The 18861-nt window shown below is 72.6% G+C and carries 17 protein-coding genes; 11 read left to right on the forward strand and 6 right to left on the reverse strand.

Annotated elements, in window-relative coordinates:
* The first annotated feature begins 90 nt into the window (after positions 1–90).
* The 7 genes from mtrA to secA all read left to right on the forward strand — a co-directional run bounded on the left by mtrA (position 91) and on the right by secA (position 10361).
* A complete protein-coding gene (gene mtrA / locus AC2AXK_RS13785; RefSeq protein WP_484345967.1) occupies positions 91–774 on the forward strand; it encodes an MtrAB system response regulator MtrA in 684 nt (227 codons plus the stop codon).
* A complete protein-coding gene (gene mtrB / locus AC2AXK_RS13790; protein ID WP_484345968.1) occupies positions 771–2561 on the forward strand; it encodes an MtrAB system histidine kinase MtrB in 1791 nt (596 codons plus the stop codon). The genes mtrA and mtrB overlap by 4 nt, the downstream gene beginning before the upstream one ends.
* Positions 2558–4402, forward strand: coding sequence for an LpqB family beta-propeller domain-containing protein (locus AC2AXK_RS13795; protein WP_484345969.1), 1845 nt, complete (start codon positions 2558–2560; stop codon positions 4400–4402). The genes mtrB and AC2AXK_RS13795 overlap by 4 nt, the downstream gene beginning before the upstream one ends.
* A gap of 117 nt (positions 4403–4519) precedes the next feature.
* Positions 4520–5335, forward strand: a complete 816-nt coding sequence (locus tag AC2AXK_RS13800) for a ComF family protein (protein ID WP_484345970.1) — start codon at positions 4520–4522, stop codon at positions 5333–5335.
* A 113-nt stretch (positions 5336–5448) separates the two neighbouring features.
* Positions 5449–6102 carry a ribosome hibernation-promoting factor, HPF/YfiA family gene (gene hpf / locus AC2AXK_RS13805; protein WP_484345971.1) on the forward strand — a complete coding sequence of 218 codons (654 nt, stop codon included), beginning with the start codon at positions 5449–5451 and terminating at the stop codon, positions 6100–6102.
* A gap of 128 nt (positions 6103–6230) precedes the next feature.
* Positions 6231–7526, forward strand: coding sequence for a winged helix-turn-helix domain-containing protein (locus AC2AXK_RS13810; RefSeq protein ID WP_484345972.1), 1296 nt, complete (start codon positions 6231–6233; stop codon positions 7524–7526).
* A 27-nt stretch (positions 7527–7553) separates the two neighbouring features.
* Entirely contained in the window at positions 7554–10361 is a 2808-nt protein-coding gene (secA, locus tag AC2AXK_RS13815; protein ID WP_484345973.1) for a preprotein translocase subunit SecA, read from the forward strand.
* A 118-nt stretch (positions 10362–10479) separates the two neighbouring features.
* Here secA and AC2AXK_RS13820 read toward each other — a convergent pair whose 3' ends face one another.
* Positions 10480–11052: an Rv3235 family protein gene (locus AC2AXK_RS13820; RefSeq protein WP_484345974.1), complete on the reverse strand. Its 573-nt coding sequence runs from the start codon at positions 11050–11052 to the stop codon at positions 10480–10482.
* A gap of 42 nt (positions 11053–11094) precedes the next feature.
* Positions 11095–11850, reverse strand: a complete 756-nt coding sequence (locus tag AC2AXK_RS13825) for a LysM peptidoglycan-binding domain-containing protein (protein WP_484345975.1) — start codon at positions 11848–11850, stop codon at positions 11095–11097.
* A gap of 97 nt (positions 11851–11947) precedes the next feature.
* Here AC2AXK_RS13825 and AC2AXK_RS13830 point away from each other — a divergent pair, with 97 nt between their 5' ends.
* Positions 11948–12496, forward strand: a complete 549-nt coding sequence (locus AC2AXK_RS13830; RefSeq protein WP_484345976.1) for a hypothetical protein — start codon at positions 11948–11950, stop codon at positions 12494–12496.
* A 30-nt stretch (positions 12497–12526) separates the two neighbouring features.
* On the opposite strand, the gene AC2AXK_RS13835 is transcribed toward AC2AXK_RS13830, so the two are convergent.
* Complete coding sequence (locus AC2AXK_RS13835) at positions 12527–12745, reverse strand: helix-turn-helix domain-containing protein (protein ID WP_484345977.1); 219 nt, start codon at positions 12743–12745, stop codon at positions 12527–12529.
* A 140-nt stretch (positions 12746–12885) separates the two neighbouring features.
* Between AC2AXK_RS13835 and AC2AXK_RS13840 the strand changes: the two genes are divergently transcribed.
* The 3 genes from AC2AXK_RS13840 to AC2AXK_RS13850 are packed head-to-tail and all read left to right on the forward strand — an operon-like array spanning position 12886 to position 15563.
* Positions 12886–13557 carry a hypothetical protein gene (locus AC2AXK_RS13840; RefSeq protein ID WP_484345978.1) on the forward strand — a complete coding sequence of 224 codons (672 nt, stop codon included), beginning with the start codon at positions 12886–12888 and terminating at the stop codon, positions 13555–13557.
* Positions 13554–15011 carry a CpaE/TadZ family protein gene (locus AC2AXK_RS13845; RefSeq protein ID WP_484345979.1) on the forward strand — a complete coding sequence of 486 codons (1458 nt, stop codon included), beginning with the start codon at positions 13554–13556 and terminating at the stop codon, positions 15009–15011. Before AC2AXK_RS13840 ends, AC2AXK_RS13845 begins: the two co-directional genes overlap by 4 nt.
* Positions 15012–15068: 57 nt before the next feature.
* Entirely contained in the window at positions 15069–15563 is a 495-nt protein-coding gene (locus AC2AXK_RS13850; protein ID WP_484345980.1) for a DUF6912 family protein, read from the forward strand.
* 19 nt (positions 15564–15582) lie between these two features.
* Here AC2AXK_RS13850 and hisN read toward each other — a convergent pair whose 3' ends face one another.
* From hisN to aroA, 3 genes are read right to left on the reverse strand one after another with little or no spacing between them, the layout of a single operon-like run.
* Positions 15583–16383 carry a histidinol-phosphatase gene (gene hisN / locus AC2AXK_RS13855; RefSeq protein ID WP_484345981.1) on the reverse strand — a complete coding sequence of 267 codons (801 nt, stop codon included), beginning with the start codon at positions 16381–16383 and terminating at the stop codon, positions 15583–15585.
* A gap of 44 nt (positions 16384–16427) precedes the next feature.
* Positions 16428–17465, reverse strand: coding sequence for a ribosome small subunit-dependent GTPase A (gene rsgA / locus AC2AXK_RS13860; RefSeq protein ID WP_484345982.1), 1038 nt, complete (start codon positions 17463–17465; stop codon positions 16428–16430).
* A 5-nt stretch (positions 17466–17470) separates the two neighbouring features.
* Positions 17471–18847 (reverse strand): 3-phosphoshikimate 1-carboxyvinyltransferase, encoded by a 1377-nt coding sequence (aroA, locus tag AC2AXK_RS13865; RefSeq protein ID WP_484345983.1) that lies wholly within the window; start codon positions 18845–18847, stop codon positions 17471–17473.
* Positions 18848–18861 lie beyond the last annotated feature (14 nt).

The raw sequence follows: 18861 nt of genomic DNA on the forward strand, positions 1-18861 counted from the left end.
GCGTCCGGTCCTCGGGTGATCTTGGCGTGCGCCCCATCCATCGTGCCACGCGCACCCGCTGCGCGGATGAGGAGGTGGCAGGATAGCGGCATGAAGTCACGCGTGCTGGTGGTTGACGACGACACGGCGCTCGCAGAGATGATCGGGCTCGTCCTGCGCAGCGAGGGGTTCGAGCCGTTCTTCTGCGCCGACGGCGACAGCGCCCTGGCCGCGTTCCGGTCGTCGTCGCCGGACATCGTCCTGCTCGACCTCATGCTGCCGGGCAAGGACGGCACCGAGGTGTGCCGGGAGATCCGTGCCGAGTCGGTCGTCCCCGTGATCATGCTCACGGCACGCAGCGACACCGTCGACGTCGTGCAAGGGCTCGAGTCCGGGGCCGACGACTACATCTCGAAGCCTTTCAAGCCCAAGGAGCTCGTCGCACGGATCCGTGCCCGGCTGCGGCGGACGGACGAGCCCGCGCCGGAACGCCTGACCATCGGGGACCTGGAGATCGACGTGACGGGTCATCGGGTCCTGCGCGAGGGCGTCGTCATCCCGCTCACGCCGCTCGAGTTCGACCTCCTCGTCGCACTGGCCCGCAAGCCCTGGCAGGTCTTCTCCCGCGAGGTGCTCCTCGAGAAGGTGTGGGGGTACCGTCACGCGGCGGACACCCGCCTCGTCAACGTCCACGTCCAGCGGCTGCGGTCGAAGATCGAGCACGACCCCGAGAACCCCGAGATCGTGCTCACGGTCCGTGGCGTCGGATACAAGGCTGGTGCCGCACCCTCATGAGCCGTCGACGTCTTGCTCCCGTGCGCGCCGCCCGGCGGGCATGGGCGTGGGTTCGTCGACGCACCCGGCAGATCACCCGCGCATGGCGGTCCTCGCTCCAGCTGCGCGTCATCTCCACGACGCTCGCCATCGGGATCGTGTCTGTCGCGCTCCTCAGCGTGTCCTTGTCCAGCACGATCCGTGACGGGCTGTTCGAGCAACGGATCATCCGGGTGCTCGAGGAGAGCAGGCGGTCGACGGTGCAGGCGCAGGCGAACTTCAACTCCACCACCGCGTCCACCGCACCACAGGTCCAGCAGCTGCTCAACGACGTCATCCCCGCGCTCCAGGCCGGGGGGTCGGCAGGTCGCGAGATCTTCCTCCTGCGGGCCTCCGGGAACACGGCGCCCGTGTCCGTCCTCGACATCAGCACCGCCCCGCAGCTCAGCGACCTCATCACCCCCGCCCTGCGCCGTGCGACGGAGGAGGGCGTCGAGCAGCAGTGGCAGTCCGTGGCGATCCCGTCCTCGGACGGCCCCGAGCCCGGGGTCATCGTGGGCTCCACGGTGGACGTGCCCGCAGCGGGGACCTTCGAGCTGTACTACCTGTACTCGCTGGAGCCGGAGCAGGAGACCCTCGAGTTCATGCAGGGCGTGCTCGGCATCGCGGGTGCTGTGCTCCTCGCACTCCTCGCCGTGCTGTCCGCGATGGTCACCCGGCAGGCGGTCAAGCCCGTGCAACGGGCTGCCGAGGTTGCCGAGCGGCTCGCGGACGGACACCTGGACGAGCGTCTGCCCGTCCGAGGCGAGGACGAGATGGCGACCCTCGCGCGGTCGTTCAACGAGATGGCGGGCAGCCTGCAGGACCAGATCGAGCGGCTCGACGCGCTGTCGACCGTGCAGCGACGGTTCGTCTCCGACGTCTCGCACGAGCTGCGCACACCGCTCACGACCGTCCGGATGGCGAGCGAGATGATCTACGCCAGCCGCGAGGCTCTCGACCCCGTGGCCAAGCGGTCCGCGGAGCTGCTCGCCACGCAGCTCGACCGCTTCGAGGACCTGCTCGTCGACCTGCTCGAGATCAGTCGCTTCGACGCGGGGGCCGCGGTGCTCGACGCGGAGGCCCGCGACCTGCGGGACGTGGTCGGCGCCGCGCTCGACCATGCCCTGCCGCTGGCCGAGCGCAAGGGCGTCTGGCTGAGCGTCGAGCAGGACGACGGCCCGGTGACCGCGGACATCGACCCCCGGCGCGTGGAGCGGATCGTGCGCAACCTCCTCGTCAACGCGATCGAGCACGCTGACGGCGGGCCCGTCGAGGTCCGGGTCACGGGGGACGCGACCGCGGTCGTCGTCCGGGTGCGCGACTTCGGGATCGGGATGGCGCGGGACCAGGTGGAGCACGTCTTCGACAGGTTCTGGCGTGCCGACCCCGCTCGCGCCCGGACGAGCGGCGGGACGGGCCTCGGCCTCGCGATCTCCCTCGAGGACGCCCTGTTGCACGGGGGGTGGCTCGAGGCGTGGGGACGACCGGGGCAGGGTGCGTCGTTCCGCCTCACGCTGCCGCGCAGGGCGGGCATCGTGCTCACCCGTTCCCCCTTGCCGCTCGTCCCGGAACGGTCGGCCGACGTCCCGGAGACCCGGAGCGGCGACCTGGACGAGCACGGCCCCTCCACCCTCCCGAACGTCGACGACCTGCCCCACGACCCGGCGGACGGGTCCCGCCTCGCAGACCCTGTCGCGGCGGGCCCCCGGACCCGTCCCGCTGATCGCCCGACCGTCCCCGACGCCCCGCCCGAGGCACACCCATGACCGTCCTGCGCAGACTCGACCGACCGCTCCACGGACTGCCGGCGCGGGGCGCTCCGACGCGGCGCGGCAGCGTGCGCCGGGTCGTGGCCGGGGCGGTGGCGGCGGTCCTCGCCGTGGGGGTGGTCGCAGGCTGTGCGCAGATCCCGCTCGACGGGCCCGTCCAGCGCGGCGAGGTCGCCGAGAGCGTCGTCGGCCCGATCTTCCCCCAGGTCTACGGGCCCACCCTCGACGCGAGCCCGCTCGTCATCGTCGAGGAGTTCCTCAACGCGCAGGCGGGCGGCCCCTACGAGGACTGGAGCACCGCGCGGGAGTTCCTCGCCAGCGAGACCGCGCAGACGTGGGACCCCTCGGCCCGCACGACCGTCTACGCGGATGCACCGGACCTCGTCCAGGTCTCGGGCCCTGCGGAGGACGACCCGGCCGCGCCCCCGGAGGAGCTGGTGGAGGAGTCTGTCGGCCCGGACGCCGGGGCGCCGGTCCGTACCGCGGTCATCAGCTGGCAGGTGGGCGTGACGTCCACCATCGACGGTGAGGGTCGGTTCACGGAGGCACCGACGGGTGCGACACAAGATCTGCTGTTCAGCCTCGAGCAGGACGCGGCCGACCAGTGGCGCATCGTCGCCGTCGAGGACGGCACGTTCGTCTCGACGCCGATCTTCACGTCGACGTATCGCGCGACGTCCCTGTACTTCCCGACCCGGGACGGCGAGATCCTCGTGCCGGAGGTCCGCTGGTACCCGGGGAGCAAGACGGAGACCTATGCCGTCCAAGGGCTCCTGGGCGGCCCGTCCGAGTGGCTGCGTGACTCGGTCGACGTGTTCATCCCGAAGGGCACGCAGCTCGTCGTCGACTCGGTGACCGTGAACGACGCGGTGGCGAGCGTCGACCTCACCCAGGAGGTGCTCGCCCTCCTGCCAGCCAAGCGCTCCCTGCTCCAGGCGCAGTTCGAGGCGGTCCTCCTGCGGCTGCCAGGTGTACGGGCCGTGCAGATCACCGTACGGGGTGTCCCGCTCGCGCTGGGGGAGCGGGTGACCCTCCAGCGCGATCCCATCCCCGTCGGGCTGCCCTGGGTGCTCGACGAGGCCGGCGTCGTGAGCGAGGTGAGGTCGGGCGCGCTCGAGCCCGTCCCGGACATGCTCCCGCTCACCGGCGTCGACGTCACGGCACTGGCCGTCTCGGCTGACGGTGCGGGGGGTGTGTACCGAGAGGGCACCGGGTCGATCAAGACGTTGCCCACGTCGTCGAGAGCCTCGACGACGCTCGTGACGGGAACGAACCTCGCGGCCCCGTCCGTCGACCGCTTCGGATGGGTGTGGACGGCTGACTCCGGACGTGGCGCGGGGTTGGTCGCCGTCGCGCCCGAGGGCGAGCGGGTGAACGTCACGGGTGACTGGCTGACGGACCGGACGGTCGATGCCGTGCGCGTCTCGCACGACGGTGCCCGGGTGGCCGTGATCTCGACCGTGGACGGGTCGACGCAGATCGACGTCGCGGCGATCGTGCGCGACGACGACTCGCAGCTGCCCCTGCGCCTGTCGGAGGCCCTGACCATCGGCGCTCCCGTCCTGGGCTCGCGCCAGGTGGTGTGGCTCGACGAGTCGACGGTCGGGGTCCTGGCACGCGGCGCGACGTCCGGCATGCCCACGGTCCACGTCGTGCCGTTGGCCGGCCGCTCGGAAGCGTTGTCCAGCGTGGCCGGGACCGAGTGGATCGCCGCGGGGCGCGGGACGAGGTCGGTGTACCTCGCCACGGCCGACGACGAGCTGCTCAGCCGGTCGAGCACAGGTGCCACATGGTCGACCGTCGTCACCGGCGCGCGCCTGCCTGCCTACCCCGGCTGACACCCGCGGCCGCCGGTCGACCGTGCCAGTCCTCCACAGTGCGTCTGCGCAGCCCGGGATCCACACCGTGCCTGCGCAGCCCCGCGCCTGCGGTCGAGGCGCGGGAAGACTCACCGGATGCACCTGCCTGCTCACCCTGCCGCCCCCGCGCCCGCACCGGTCCACGTCCTGCGGGAGCTCGCGCGGGTGGTCGTCCCGCTCGCGTGCGCGGGGTGCGGCGAGCACGACGTCGTCCTGTGCGGGCGCTGCCGTCGCCGGTTCGCCGAGCCGCCGCGACGCGTGGAGCACGGTGCAGCGCGCCTCGACGCGATGGATGGCGCCGCCCGGTGGCCCGTCTGGGCCGCCACGGACTACACGGGTCCGGTGCGCGACGTCGTGGTGGCCTGGAAGGATCACGGCCGTACGGACCTCTCGCGGCACCTGCGCGCGGTGATGCTGCGCGTCGCCGAGGACGTCGCGGCAGACCTCGGGACCCGTGGGCTGCGAGTCCTGGCGGTCCCCTCGAGCGGTGCAGCCCGCCGTCGGCGGGGACGTGAGCCCGTGGTGGAGCTGGCGCGCGCGGTGGCTGACGGCACCGGCCTGCCGTTCGCCCGGGGTCTGGCTCAGCGGGCAGGGCTCCTCGCCGTCCGCGACCAGGTGGGTCTGGGCTCCCGGGCTCGCGCCCGCAACGTCTCGCGCACGGTCCGGCCCACCGCGCGCGCGTCGCTCGACGGTGCGGGCTGCGTCCTCGTGGACGACGTGCTCACCACGGGTGCCACGCTCGCCGAGTGCGCGCGTGCGATCACCGCGTCGGGTGGGCACGTCGTGGCGGCCCTGGTCCTGGCCGCCACCCCGCCGCCCGGGGGCTCCGCGACGTGCCGCGCACCCGGAACAGCGCCACGACCACCACAAACACCCGGTGAACTCCTGCACGGGAGACCGGATGAGGGATAGCCTGTAGACAGATCTCACGACGGAGGAGGTGGTACGGACCCAGGCGCCCGTGCGGGTGCCGCCCAGCTGACCGTCGGGCGCGTGAGCGCCCCCACTCCCCCCAGGAGGATCACATGGAGATTGTTGTCGTCGGACGTCACACCGAGGTGGCCGACCGGTTCCGCCAGCACGTGGAGGACAAGCTCGCGAAGGTCGAGCACCTCGCCCCCACGGCACAGCGCGTCGATGTCGAGGTCACTCACGAGAACAACCCCCGCCAGTCCGGCATCCGCGAACGCGTCGAGCTGACCGTCCGTGACAAGGGACCTGTGATCCGCGCCGAGGCAGCCGCGGACGACCGCTTCGGTGCGCTCGACCTCGCTGTGAACAAGCTCAACGAGCGTCTCCGGCGAGCGCAGGACCGCCGCAAGAACAAGTTCCGCAACCCGACCCCTGCCGACACCGCTGACGTGCGCCCCTACGTCCCGGAGCCGGTGCCGGTGCCCGCCCCGCCGACGGTTCCCGTCGAGCCCGGGGACGAGGTCGAGATCCAGTTGGGCGACTCGCCCGTCGTGATCCGTCAGAAGCTCCACAGCGCCCAGGCGATGTCGATCGACGACGCGCTGTACGAGATGGAGATGGTCGGGCACGACTTCTTCCTCTTCATCGACGCCGAGACCTCCCGCCCGTCGGTGGCGTACCGCCGCCGCGGCTGGACCTACGGCGTCATCGCGCTCGACACGTCGTGCGGGACGTCCACCGGGGACGCCTCGCCCGCCGCGAGCTGACCGCCGGACCCGTGCGGGGCGATACACGCACCGCGCACGGGTGAGCAGCAGGACCGACGTGCACGGCCCGGGACCACAGGTCCCGGGCCGTGCGCCGTGCCGTGCCGGACCGACGACGGAGGACCACCGTGCCGACCTCACGCACCCTGACGGCCGGGCAGGCGCGGCGCACCGCGCTCGCGGCCCAGGGGCTGGCAACGGTCCGACGCCCGGGCCGGGTGACGATGCGCGGCGTGCAGCAGGTGGTCGACCGCATCGGCGTGCTGCAGATCGACTCCGTGAACGTCCTGGCACGCGCTCACCTCATGCCCCTGTACTCCCGACTTGGTCCGTACGACACCGGTCTGCTCGACCGGGCGACGCGCAGCGCGCCTCGGCGGCTCGTCGAGTACTGGGCCCACGAGGCCTCGTACGTCTCGCCCGAGACGTACGCACTCCTCGTCTGGCGCCGCCGCCGCTACCAGACGCAGGCGTGGGCGACGATCAGCGGGACGGAGCTCGCGCACAGCGCAGAGGTCCGCGAGGTCCGCGCGATCGTGCGTGACCTCGGTCCCGTCACCGCGTCCGAGGTGGAGCGCCTCCTCACGACCTCCCACGCGCGGGACAGCACGGCGTGGGGGTGGAGGTGGTCGGTTGCCAAGCGCGCGCTCGAGCTCCTCTTCTTCACCGGAGAGGTCGCCTCGGCCGGGCGGGACGCCGCGTTCCAGCGCCGGTACGACCTGGCCGAGCGCGTCCTGCCGGCGCCCCTCCTCGATGCCCCCGAGCCGTCAGACGAGGACGCCGTGCGCGGTCTGCTCGAGATCGGTGCGCGTGCCCACGGCGTCGGCACGGTGCGGTGCTTCGCGGACTACTTCCGCCTGCGCGGGCCCGCGACGCGCACCGCCCTCGCCGAGCTCGTCGAGGCCGGGGTGATCGAGGCCGTCGCGGTGCGTGGGTGGGACCGTCAGACCTTCCTGCACCGCGACGCGCGCACGCCGCGGGCCGCTCGAGCAGCGACCCTCCTCAGCCCGTTCGACCCCCTCGTGTTCGAGCGCCGCCGCCTCGCGGAGCTCTTCGGGACGCACTACCGCATCGAGATCTACGTGCCGGCCCACGAGCGCCGGTTCGGCTACTACGTCCTGCCCTTCCTCGAGGGGGAGCGCATCACGGCGCGCGTCGACCTCAAGGCCGACCGTGCGGCGGGGGTGCTGCAGGTGCTCGCCGCGTACGGGGAGGAGTTCGCGACACCGCTGACCCCCGCACTGCTCGCGCGGGAGCTCGCGGTCCTGGCGGGATGGCTCGGGCTGGGCGGCATCGACGTGCGTGGCCGCGGCGACCTCGCGGGTCCGGTGGGCCTTGCCCTGGACGGGCGTGACGTGGAGCACCCCGCCTCGCCTACGATGGGTCGATGTACGCCGTCTGAGCCACTCGGGTTCGGTCGATGAACGAAACACTCGAATCGGGAGTACTGCGTGGCTGCGATCCTCGAGAAGGTCCTGCGCTTCGGCGAGGGCCGGATTGTCAAGAAGTTGTCCGGACTGGCGAAGCAGGTCAACGCGCTGGAGGAGAGCTTCGAGGCGCTCACCGACATCGAGCTGCGTGAGGAGACCGAACGCTTCAAGGAGCGGCTCGCGGACGGCGCCAGCCTCGACGACCTCCTGCCCGAGGCGTTCGCCACCGTCCGGGAGGCGGCGCGACGCACTCTCGGCCAGCGCCACTTCGACGTCCAGCTCATGGGCGGTGCCGCGCTCCACCTCGGCAACATCGCCGAGATGAAGACCGGTGAGGGCAAGACCCTCGTGGCGACGTTGCCGGCCTACCTCAACGCGCTCACCGGCGAGGGCGTCCACGTCGTCACGGTCAACGACTACCTCGCCCGCTACCAGAGCGAGCTCATGGGCCGGGTGTTCCGGTTCCTCGGCATGAGCACGGGGTGCATCCTCTCCGGTCAGACCCCGGCCGAGCGCCGGGAGCAGTACGCCAAGGACATCACCTACGGCACGAACAACGAGTTCGGCTTCGACTACCTCCGCGACAACATGGCGTGGTCGACCGACGACCTCGTCCAGCGCGGTCACCACTTCGCGATCGTCGACGAGGTCGACTCGATCCTCATCGACGAGGCGCGGACTCCGCTCATCATCTCCGGTCCTGCCTCGGGTGACATCAACAAGTGGTACGGCGAGTTCGCGCGCGTGGCGCGTCGCCTCGTCGCCGAGGAGGACTACGAGGTCGACGAGAAGAAGCGCACCGTCGGCGTCCTCGAGCCCGGCATCGCGAAGGTTGAGGACTACCTCGGCATCGACAACCTCTACGAGTCCCTCAACACCCCGCTCATCGGGTTCCTCAACAACGCCATCAAGGCGAAGGAGCTGTTCAAGCGGGACAAGGACTACGTCGTCATCAAGGGCGAGGTCCTCATCGTCGACGAGCACACCGGGCGCATCCTCGCCGGTCGCCGCTACAACGAGGGCATGCACCAGGCGATCGAGGCCAAGGAGGGTGTGGCCATCAAGGCCGAGAACCAGACCCTCGCCACGATCACGCTGCAGAACTACTTCCGTCTGTACTCCAAGCTCGCCGGCATGACCGGTACGGCCGAGACCGAGGCTGCGGAGTTCCAGGGCACCTATTCGCTGGGTGTCGTGCCGATCCCGACGAACCGCACGATGCAGCGCATCGACCAGCCCGACCTCGTCTACAAGAACGAGGACGGGAAGTTCAACGCCGTCGTCGAGGACATCGTCGAGCGCCACGCGAAGGGCCAGCCGGTCCTCGTCGGGACGACGAGCGTCGAGAAGTCGGAGCTGTTGTCGGCGAAGCTCAAGAAGCAGGGTGTCCCGCACGAGGTGCTCAACGCGAAGCAGCACGCTCGTGAGGCGGCGATCGTCGCGCAGGCCGGGCGCAAGGGCGCGGTCACGGTCGCGACGAACATGGCTGGTCGTGGGACGGACATCATGCTCGGCGGCAACGCCGAGTTCATGGCGATCGAGACGCTCACGGCCCGGGGCCTGGACGCCACCGAGTCGCCCGAGGAGTACGAGGCCGCGTGGCCCGAGGCCCTCGAGGCCGCGAAGAAGGCCGTGTCCGACGAGCACGACGAGGTCGCTGAGCTCGGTGGGCTCTACGTCCTGGGCACCGAGCGGCACGAGTCGCGCCGCATCGACAACCAGCTGCGTGGTCGGTCAGGCCGTCAGGGTGACCCGGGGGAGTCGCGGTTCTACCTGTCGATGCAGGACGACCTCATGCGCCTGTTCGGTTCCGGCCTCGCCGAGTCGATGATGCAGCGTGCGGGGTTCCCGGACGACATGCCGCTCGAGTCGAAGATCGTCACGCGCGGGATCGCGAGCGCGCAGGGCCAGGTGGAGAGCCGCAACTTCGAGATCCGCAAGAACGTCCTCAAGTACGACGACGTCCTGTCCCGGCAGCGGTCCGTCATCTACGACGAGCGCCGCCGGGTGCTCAGCGGCGAGGACATGGCCGAGCAGATCCAGCACTTCATCACGGACGTCCTCACGGCGTACGTCGAGGGCGCGACGGCGGCCGGGAACCCGGACCAGTGGGACCTCGAGGCCCTGTGGACCGCGCTGCGCGCGGTCTACCCGGTGTCCATCGAGGTCGACGAGGTCGTCGAGCAGGCGGGCGGCGTCGAGCGGCTCACGCACGACCTCATCCTCACGGAGGTCCTCTCCGACGCGAAGCACGCCTACGAGGCGCGCGAGGCCGAGCTCGGCGAGAAGAACATGCGTCAGCTCGAGCGTCGCGTGGTGCTCTCGGTGCTGGACCGCAAGTGGCGCGAGCACCTCTACGAGATGGACTACCTCAAGGAGGGCATCGGTCTGCGTGCCATGGCGCAGCGTGACCCGCTCGTGGAGTACCAGCGCGAGGGGTTCCTCCTGTTCCAGGCGATGACCGAGGCCATCAAGGAGGAGTCGGTCGCGTACCTGTTCAACCTCGAGGTGAAGGTCGAGCCGGCGGCGAACGTCGTCTCCGCGGCGGGCGCTGCGGCGGCCGCCACGAGCGCCACGGGCGCGGCCCTCGGGTCCGCAGGTGCTGCGCAGGCGCAGACCGAGGCGGAGCCGGTGCTCGTCGCGAAGGGCCTCGACGGTCCGGACCGCAAGGTCCCGCTGAGCTACACGGCACCGAGCGAGGACGCCGTCGGCCCGGTCGGCGGCGACATCGCCGAGACGACCGGCGAGAACGGCACGCCGGCCCCCGCTGGCGACGCCGGCAACCGTGAGGCACGTCGGCGGGCCGCGAAGCAGACGAAGAAGCAGTAGCACGGTCCCGCGGCGCACCGCGGGGTTCGAGAAGGGCGCCTCCCGCTCGTGGGGGCGCCCTTCTCGTGTCTCGAAGCCTCGGCGAGCGCCCGGGCGTGCGCGGTCGTCGCGGCACGCCTCAGCCGATCTCGAGCACGACGACGCGCCACCGTCCCCGGTGCTCCTCGACCCGCAGCGCCGCAGCGCGGACCCGGTCGACGTCGTCGACGACCACGGCGGCCTCGGCGACGCCCGGTGCGAGGCGGACGACGCGTGCTCGGCGGACGCGTGAGCTGCTCTGCAGCGCGGGTGCGTCCGAGCCGCTCGCCCGACGAGCCTGTTCTCTCACCTGGGCGCGAGCGTGCAGGGCGTCGAACACCTCGGGGGAGACGGACCGGGCGAGCTGAGCCAGGGGGCGCACGCCCCGCAGCGACTCCATCGCGGCGTGCGCGACGGCACAGCACAGGGCGGTGGGGTCACCGAGGTCCACGGGTGCGCGCGGCGCGTCGATGTCGCGCGGCTGCAGGGGGCCGCCGGCACGGTGGCTGAACTCGCGTGGTCCGTTCGCGCGCGGACGGCGGGGCGCGCGGCTGACGCTCGCCGCCGCGAAGTCGGTGCGTCGTGGAGCCCGGACGCTCCGCGCGGCGGGTTCCGGTCGGAGGGTCGTGCCGGCGCTCGTGGGGCTGGGCGTGCGCATCGTCGTCGTGGTCATCGGTGCTCCTGGTCGCAGGGTGGTGGGTATGGGCACGAGCGGTCAGTGGTGGACGGGCGGGGTGACGAGCATCTGGCCGACCTGGATGACGTCGGGATCGTCGCCGATCGTGGCGGTGTTCGCGGCGTACCAGGCGGGCCATGCGGCGGCGATCTGGTCGTCGCCGGCACCGGCTGCGAGGTGGTCGCGGGCGATGGACCACAGCGTGTCCCCGGCGCCGACGGTCACACTGTTCGCGAGGGCAGGAGTGGTCCCGGGCTCGACGGCGGTGTCGACCGGAGTCGGTCCCGCGGGGCCGCCGGGCTCCTGGGGCGTGGTGCGGTCGGCGGCAGCGTCTGTCGCGGCTGGGGCTGTCGACGGTGTCGTGACCCATCCGAGGTCCGGCGGGGGCTCGGCGGCCTGGGCCGGGGCGACGAGCAGCACGAGTCCTGCGCCGAGCCCGGCGACGGCCAGACGCTGCACGGCGCGCGGTGCGAAGGTGCTCACGCACCGCAGCAGGAGGGTGGCTCGTGCCCCGGTCGCCCGAGCGGCAAGTGTCACCGTCGCGAGAAGCAGGCTCAGTGCCCACCAGGCGGCGATCGCGACGCCGAACGCCAGCAGAGGGAGCTCGACGATCTGGCCGAGCGCCCCGCTGCTCGGGCGTCCGGAGAGGAGGGTCTCGCGTGCTGCCCACCCCGTCGTGAGCCGCGTCGCGAGCGCGCCGCACAGGAGGAGGCACGTCACTGTCCCGAGCGCGGCGACCGCGAGCGGTCGTGCTGCGTTCGGTGCTGTTTGATGCTGTTTGATAGCGGTCGGCATGTGTTGATCCAACTGGATGCGCGTCGTGCTGTCTACACCCGGTACCAGCCTGTGGACGACTTCGGGGTCGAGCGGTGCGGGACGCGACGCTGGTGACATGCGGTGGGAGACGTTGTTCGCGGACCTTGCGGGCCAGCTCGAGTCGGCCGACGCCGCCGAGCGGGACGCCGTCGTCGCCGACCTCACCCGTGCGGAGTGGGCGACGCTCACGCTCCGGGACCGGCTCCGGGCCGTGCTCGGCGCTCCGGTGTCGGTGGTCGTGCGCGGGGGCCAGGACATCCACGGCCAGGTCCGTGAGGTGCATGCGGACTGGGTGCTGCTCGTCTCCGGCGGGCGGGAGGTCCTCGTGCCGACCGCGGCGGGCGAGGTGTGGCGCGGGCTAGGAACGCGAGCACGTCCCGTCGACGCGGCGACGTCGCGCAGCGTGGACGTCACGCTCGGCCGGGCGCTGCGTGAGATCGCGCGCGACCGGCGGGTGGTCTCGGTGGGGACGCCGGAGCGCAGGTACCTCGGTCGGATCAACCGGGTGGGGCGCGATCACCTCGACCTCGCCCCCGCGCACGTGGAGGACCGGGTCCGGACGTCGGTCGACGAGGCGGACGTCATCGCCTTCAGCGCGATCACCTGCGTGAGCTCGACGGGGTGACGCGAGGCCCTGCGGTGGGGCGGTGCCCCGTCAGGCTTCGTCGAACCCGCTCGCTTCGACCTTCGCTCGGGTCTGGGCGTACATCCGCTGGATGTACGCCTCGAGCTCGACGGTCTCGACGCGCCACTGGCCGCGACCGCCGACCTGGATGGCGGGGAGCTCACCGCTCCGCACGAGCGCGTACGCCTGGGCCGCAGAGATGTTGAGTGCCTCCGTGACATCGGCAAGGGTGAGGAATCGAGCAGCCATGCCCCCAGTTTTGCACGATCGCACGCAGGTGTTCCGCGTGTCCACAGGCAGGTGCACGACCTGCGGAAAACGGGCAGGATGTGCCCCAGCCCGGCGCCTGCCGCGCGTCGCGCCCGCTCCCTGACGACAGGATCTCGTTCATGCCCGAGAGAGCCGCTGCCCTGCTCGACCGCCCCGCGCCCGTCGCACCGCGCCTGCGACGACCCGGGTGGCGAGACCCCCGGCTCGGGGTGGGCATCCTCCTCGTCGTGGGCTCCGTCGCGCTGGGGTCCTGGGCCGTGTCCGACGCTGCGCGGACGGTGGCCGTGTACGCCGTCGACGCAACGATCGTGCCGGGCGAGCCCGTCCGACCGGAGGACCTCGTCGTCGTCGACGTCCGGCTGGGCGACCAGACGGACCTCTACTACACCGCCGCACAGGACGTGCCCGCCGACCTCGTCGCGCTGCGGACCGTCGGAGAGCGGGAGCTGCTCGCGCGGTCCGCCGTGGGCAGGCAGGCGGACCTCGAGATGCGCGCCGTGGCGGTCCCGGTCGGTGGCGCGCTCTCCTCGAGCGTCGTCACCGGGGCGCTCGTCGACCTGTGGTTCGTCCCGGCGGCGGACCGCGCGACGGGCGCCGGGCTCGAACCAGCGCTCCTTGCCGAAGCGCTCGTCGTGGCTGAGCTCGGGGAGGAACGGGGTGGGTCGCTCGTCGCGGGCGGGGCCCGGACGATCCACGTCCTTGTGCCCACCCGCGACCTCCCCGACGTGCTCTCCGCGCTGTCGTCCGACGGATCCGTCTCGGTCATGCCGGTGCCCGGGATCGACGGATGACGCCCTCGGCCGTCCGGCCCCCGACAACCGTCCTGTGCTGCGTGCGCGGTGCCCTCGAGGGCACCGTCGTGAGTGTGCTCGCGCACCCAGGAGCCGGGCTCGACGTCACGCGTCGGTGCGCCGACGTCCCCGAGCTGCTCGCCGCCGCAGCGTCCGGGCTGGGCGTGATCGCGGTCGTCTCCGCCGACCTCGATGGACTCGACCGGCCCGTCGTCTCGGCGCTGCGCGCCGACGGTCTCCGGGTGATCGGGCTCGTCGACGGAGCGGACGACGCTGCGCCGGGCCGGCTCGCGGCCCTCGGGGCCGACGCTGTGCTCGTCGCTGCCGACGTCGAGAGCGCTCTCGTGGAGTCCGTGCGTGCGCTCGCTGCAGCCGGACCTGCCACGACCGGACCCACAGGCGCGGTCCACGGCGCGCGACCGGGTGCGGACAGCCTCGAGCACACCGCGTGGCCGTCGTTCACCGTCCGCGACGCGGACCAGGTCGGGACGGTGGACCCTGCGACCGAGGCCCCTGGCCGCGTCGTCGCCGTGTGGGGCCCGACGGGAGCCCCTGGACGATCAACCGTCGCCCTCAACCTCGCCGCGGAGCTCGCGGCCGGCCCGGGGCGTCCCCGAGCACGGATGCGCAGAGGCGGCGGCGCCGCGGCAGCGACCGGTGACCGGACCCTGCTCGTCGATGCCGACACCTACTCCGGATCCCTCGCTCAGATGAGCGGGATGCTCGACGAGTCCGCGGGGATCGCCGTAGCCAGCCGCGCCGCGGCCCAGGGCGGTCTCGATGTCGCGCTGCTTGCGCGCCTCGCCCCCGAGATCTCCACGCGGCTGCGGGTGCTCACCGGCATCGCGCGCCCGTCGCGCTGGCCGGAGGTGCACCCTGCCTCCCTCGAGGCGCTCTGGGAGGCTGCGCGGTCACTGGCCCGGTGGACCGTCGTCGACTGCGGCTTCGGCATCGAGAGCGACGAGATGCTCTCGTACGACACCCGCGCGCCGCAGCGCAACGGCGCGACCCTCGCTGCGCTGTCGGCAGCGGACACGATCGTCGTGGTCGGCAGTGCGGGTCCGGTGGGCATCCAGCGCCTCGTCCGCGCCCTCGACGACCTCCGGGACTGCGGCGTCGCAGATCTCACCGAGCGGGTGGTCGTCGTCAACAGGCTCCGTGCCTCCGCGGTCGGTCCGCGTCCGGCGGCGCTCGTGCGGGACGCGCTGTACCGCTATGCGAGCGTCAACGACGCACTCTTCGTCCCGGAGGACCAGGCGGTGTGCGACGCCGCAGTCCTCGCCGGTCGCACCCTCGTCGAGCACGCGCCGGGCTCCGCTGTCCGGCAGGGGGTGCAGGCGGTCGCCGACCGGGTGCGCGCCGCCGCCGGTGGGACGGCCGACGGGGCTGGTGGCGCGGATGCGCTGGCCCCGGCCGGGCGCTCACCGGCTGGCGATCGACGCGTGGCGCGCTAGGTCAGCGGTCAGCGCGCTCGGCCCCGGCCCGCGACGGACGGGTGGCAGACTAGGCCCATGCGCCTCTACCTGCCCGCGACGCTCGACGAGCTCGACGCCCTCCGCCGCGGACGGCTCGACCTGCAGCCCCGTCGCGCCCACGCCGCGACGCCGGCCCTCGTCCGGGCGCTCGCCGCGGAGGGCGTCGAGGACCTCGAGGAGGTCGAGTACGTCGCCCAGATGTTCGCGGCAGACGACTCCCTCCTCGCCATCGCTGCCGACCCGTCGGTCCCGTGGCTGCGCCTCGTGCTGTCCGTCGACGTGCCGGACACCCTCGTGGGACCCGCCGCGCAGGACCCCGGCGCGGAGGAGGACGAGGTCCCGCTCAGCGCCGTCGAGATCCGCGAGCCGGTCGCCGACGTGCTCGTCGTGTGCGCGCACGTCGACGAGCCCGAGGCCGCGACGGACGTCCAAGCGGTCATGGCGGGGGACGAGGCCGCGATGGAGCGCCTCACCGAGCGGGACCTGCTGTGGTACGACACGTCGGAGCTCGGCAGCATCCCCCGGGCGTGAGCCGCGGACGCGGCGCGCCCTACGGAGTGGGGTCGCCCAGGACGGCGCGCACCTCGTCGTGCAGCAGGCCGTTGGAGACGAGCGCATCCCCGCCGTGCGGTCCGTCGACGCCCGCGAGCGAGCTGAAGCGTCCGCCGGCCTCGGTGACGATCGGCACGAGCGCCGCCATGTCGTACAGGGCGAGCTCCGGCTCCATCGCGACGTCGACCGCCCCCTCGGCGACGAGCATGTACGACCAGAAGTCACCGTAGGCGCGGGTGCGCCAGGCCTGGCGCGAGACGTCGAGGAAGCCCGGGAGCATGCCCCGCTCCTCCCAGCCGGACAGGCTGGAGTAGGACACCGACGCGTCAGCGAGCTCCCTGACCCCGGAGACCCGCAGCCGGGTCGCGTGCGCGAGCGAACGCCCCGTCCAGGCGCCCGTGCCCTTCGCCGCCCACCAGCGTCGCCCGAGCGCCGGCGCGCTCACCACCCCGACGACGACGTCGTCGCCCTCGGCCAGCGCGATGAGCGTGGCCCACACCGGCACGCCGCGGACGAAGTTCTTCGTCCCGTCAATGGGGTCGATGATCCAGCGCCGGGAGCTGTGGCCCGTCGTGCCGAACTCCTCACCGACGATGGCGTCCCGCCCCCGGGAGCGGCTGAGCTGCCCGCGGATGATCTCCTCCGCGCTGCGGTCCGCGTCGGTCACCGGGGTCGCGTCCGGCTTGGACTCCACGTGCAGGTCGAGGGCCTTGAACCGGGACATCGTCAGGGAGTCGACCTGGTCGGCCAGCACGAGGGCGAGTCGCAGGTCGTCGTCGTATACCGATCGAGGGCTCATGGGACTCACCGTATCGGTGGGGCCGGGCTCCACGTCGGAGGCGGTCAGGAACGCGCGGTGAGCAGTCGGCGGAACGAGTCGAGGCGTGCGGCCCGCGCCGACTGCTGCTCGGGAGCGGCGTCGACGGCCGCGACCCAGTCGTCGAGGGCGCAGTCGGGGGAGCCTTCGAGGTGCGTGCACCCGCGGGGGCACGCGGCGGCGACCTCGTCGAGGTCGTCGAACGCCGCGAGGAGGTTCTCGATCTGGACGTGCGCGAGCCCGAACGAGCGCACACCGGGTGTGTCGATCACCCAGCCGCGCTCCCCGTCGTGCTCGGGGAGGCGCAGCGCGACGGCCGAGGTCGAGGTCTGGCGGCCGCGTCCCGTGACGTCGTTGACGACGCCGACCGACCGGCGTGCGCCGGGTACGAGCGCGTTGACGAGGGTGGACTTTCCCACGCCCGAGTGCCCCACGAACACCGAGGTCCGGCCGGCGAGCGCGTCCCGGACCGTCTCGAGGGGCGTGATCGTCCCGTCGGGCGCCTGCTGGGTCGTGACGACACTGACGCCGATCGGCTCGTAGAGCGCCCGCAAGGCGTCCGGCGAGGCGAGGTCCGCCTTGGTGAGGCACAGCAGGACGTCCATCCCGGCCTCGTACGCGGCGACGACGCACCGGTCGATCATGCGGGTGCGGGGCTCGGGGTCGGCGAGCGCGGTGACGATGACGAGCTGGTCCGCGTTGGCGACGATGATGCGTTCGAACGGGTCGGTGTCGTCGGCCGTGCGCCGCAGGACGGTGGTGCGCTCGGTGATCCGCACGATGCGGGCGAGGGTCCCGGCGTCGCCCGAGGTGTCCCCGACGACGTCCACGCGGTCCCCGCACACGACACGCTGGCGGGTGAGCTCGCGTGCCTTCATGGCGGTGATCGTGTGCTCGTCGGGGCCGTCCTCGTCGACGAGGAGCGTGTACCGGCCACGATCGACACCCGTGACGAGCCCCGAGACGGCGTCCTCGTGCTCGGGACGCGTCTTCGTGCGGGGTCGTGTGCCACGCTTGCTCGGGCGCTGGTGGAAGTCCGACTCGTCCTTCGCGCGACCTGCCACGGCCGTCAGCCCGCCGTTCCTGCGGTCGCCGCGCCGTCTGTACCCACCTGGGCCCCAGGTGCAGCGGCGCTGCCGAGCATCGCGTCCCACATCTGCGTGAACCCCGGCAGGGTCTTGGCGGTCGTGCCGACGTTCTCGACGAGGACCCCCGGCACGCGCAGTCCGAGGATCGCGCCCGCAGTCGCCATGCGGTGGTCGTGGTACGTGCGCACCCGGCCCCCGTGCAGGGGTGCGGGCGTGATCGTCAGCCCGTCGCTCGTCTCCTCGGCGCGACCGCCCAGCCGGGAGATCTCCGCGGCCAGGGCGGCCAACCGGTCCGTCTCGTGGCCGCGCAGGTGCGCGATCCCACGCAGCCGGCTGGGGGAGTCGGCGAGAGCGGCGAGCGCAGCGATCGTGGGTGCGAGCTCACCCGCCTCGTGGAGGTCGACGTCGATCCCCGAGATCGCACCGGTGCCTGTCACGGACAGCACGTCGCCGTCCTGCCGTGCGCTGGCACCCATCGCGGTGAGGAGGTCCGGCATCATGGCGCCGGGTTGCGTGGTGCTCGTCGGCCACCCCGGGACCCGGACGGTGCCCCCGACGACGAGCGCAGCCGCGAGGAAGGGACCGGCGTTCGACAGGTCCGGCTCGACCCGCACGTCCCTGGAGCGGATGGGTCCCGGGCGCACGGACCAGGTGAGCGGCTCCGAGGTGTCCACCTCGACGCCGGCTTCCCGCAGGACGTCGACGGTCATGTCGATGTGGGGCACGCTCGGCAGGGTCGCACCGGTGTGGGTGAGGACGAGGCCGCTGTCGAACCGGGCGGCGGCGAGCAGCAGCCCCGAGACGAACTGGCTGGACGCCGACGCGTCGACGCTGACCCGTCCCCCCGGCACGCGGCCGGTCCCGTGCACGACGAGCGGCAGCAGCCCCCGCCCCTCGTCGTCGACGCGCACGCCGAGCCCACGCAACCCGTCGATGACGGGCCCCATCGGGCGGACCCGCGCGCCGGGGTCACCGTCGAGCGCGACACTGCCGGCCGCGAGCGCGGCGACCGCCGGGAAGAAGCGCATGACCGTCCCCGCGAGACCGCAGTCGACGGAGGCCCCACCGGTGAGGGCGCCCGGCTCGATCCGCCACTCGCCCGGCTCCCCGCCCTCAGTGATGCCCACACCCACGGCACGCAGGGCAGCGACCATGAGGTCGGTGTCCCGGCTGCGGAGCGCGCCCCGCAGCCGGCCCGGTCCGTCGGCCAGCGCCGCGAGGACGAGGTACCGGTTCGTGAGTGACTTCGACCCGGGGACGTCGACGAGCGCATCGAGCCTGCCGGGCGCGGGGGCGAGCGTCGGCGCGGGCCACAGATCGGCGTCGGGCGGGGAGGTGAGCGGGGCAGGCGCGGTCATGCTCACAGGCTAGG

The organism is Sanguibacter sp. Z6_81, assembly GCF_057180625.1.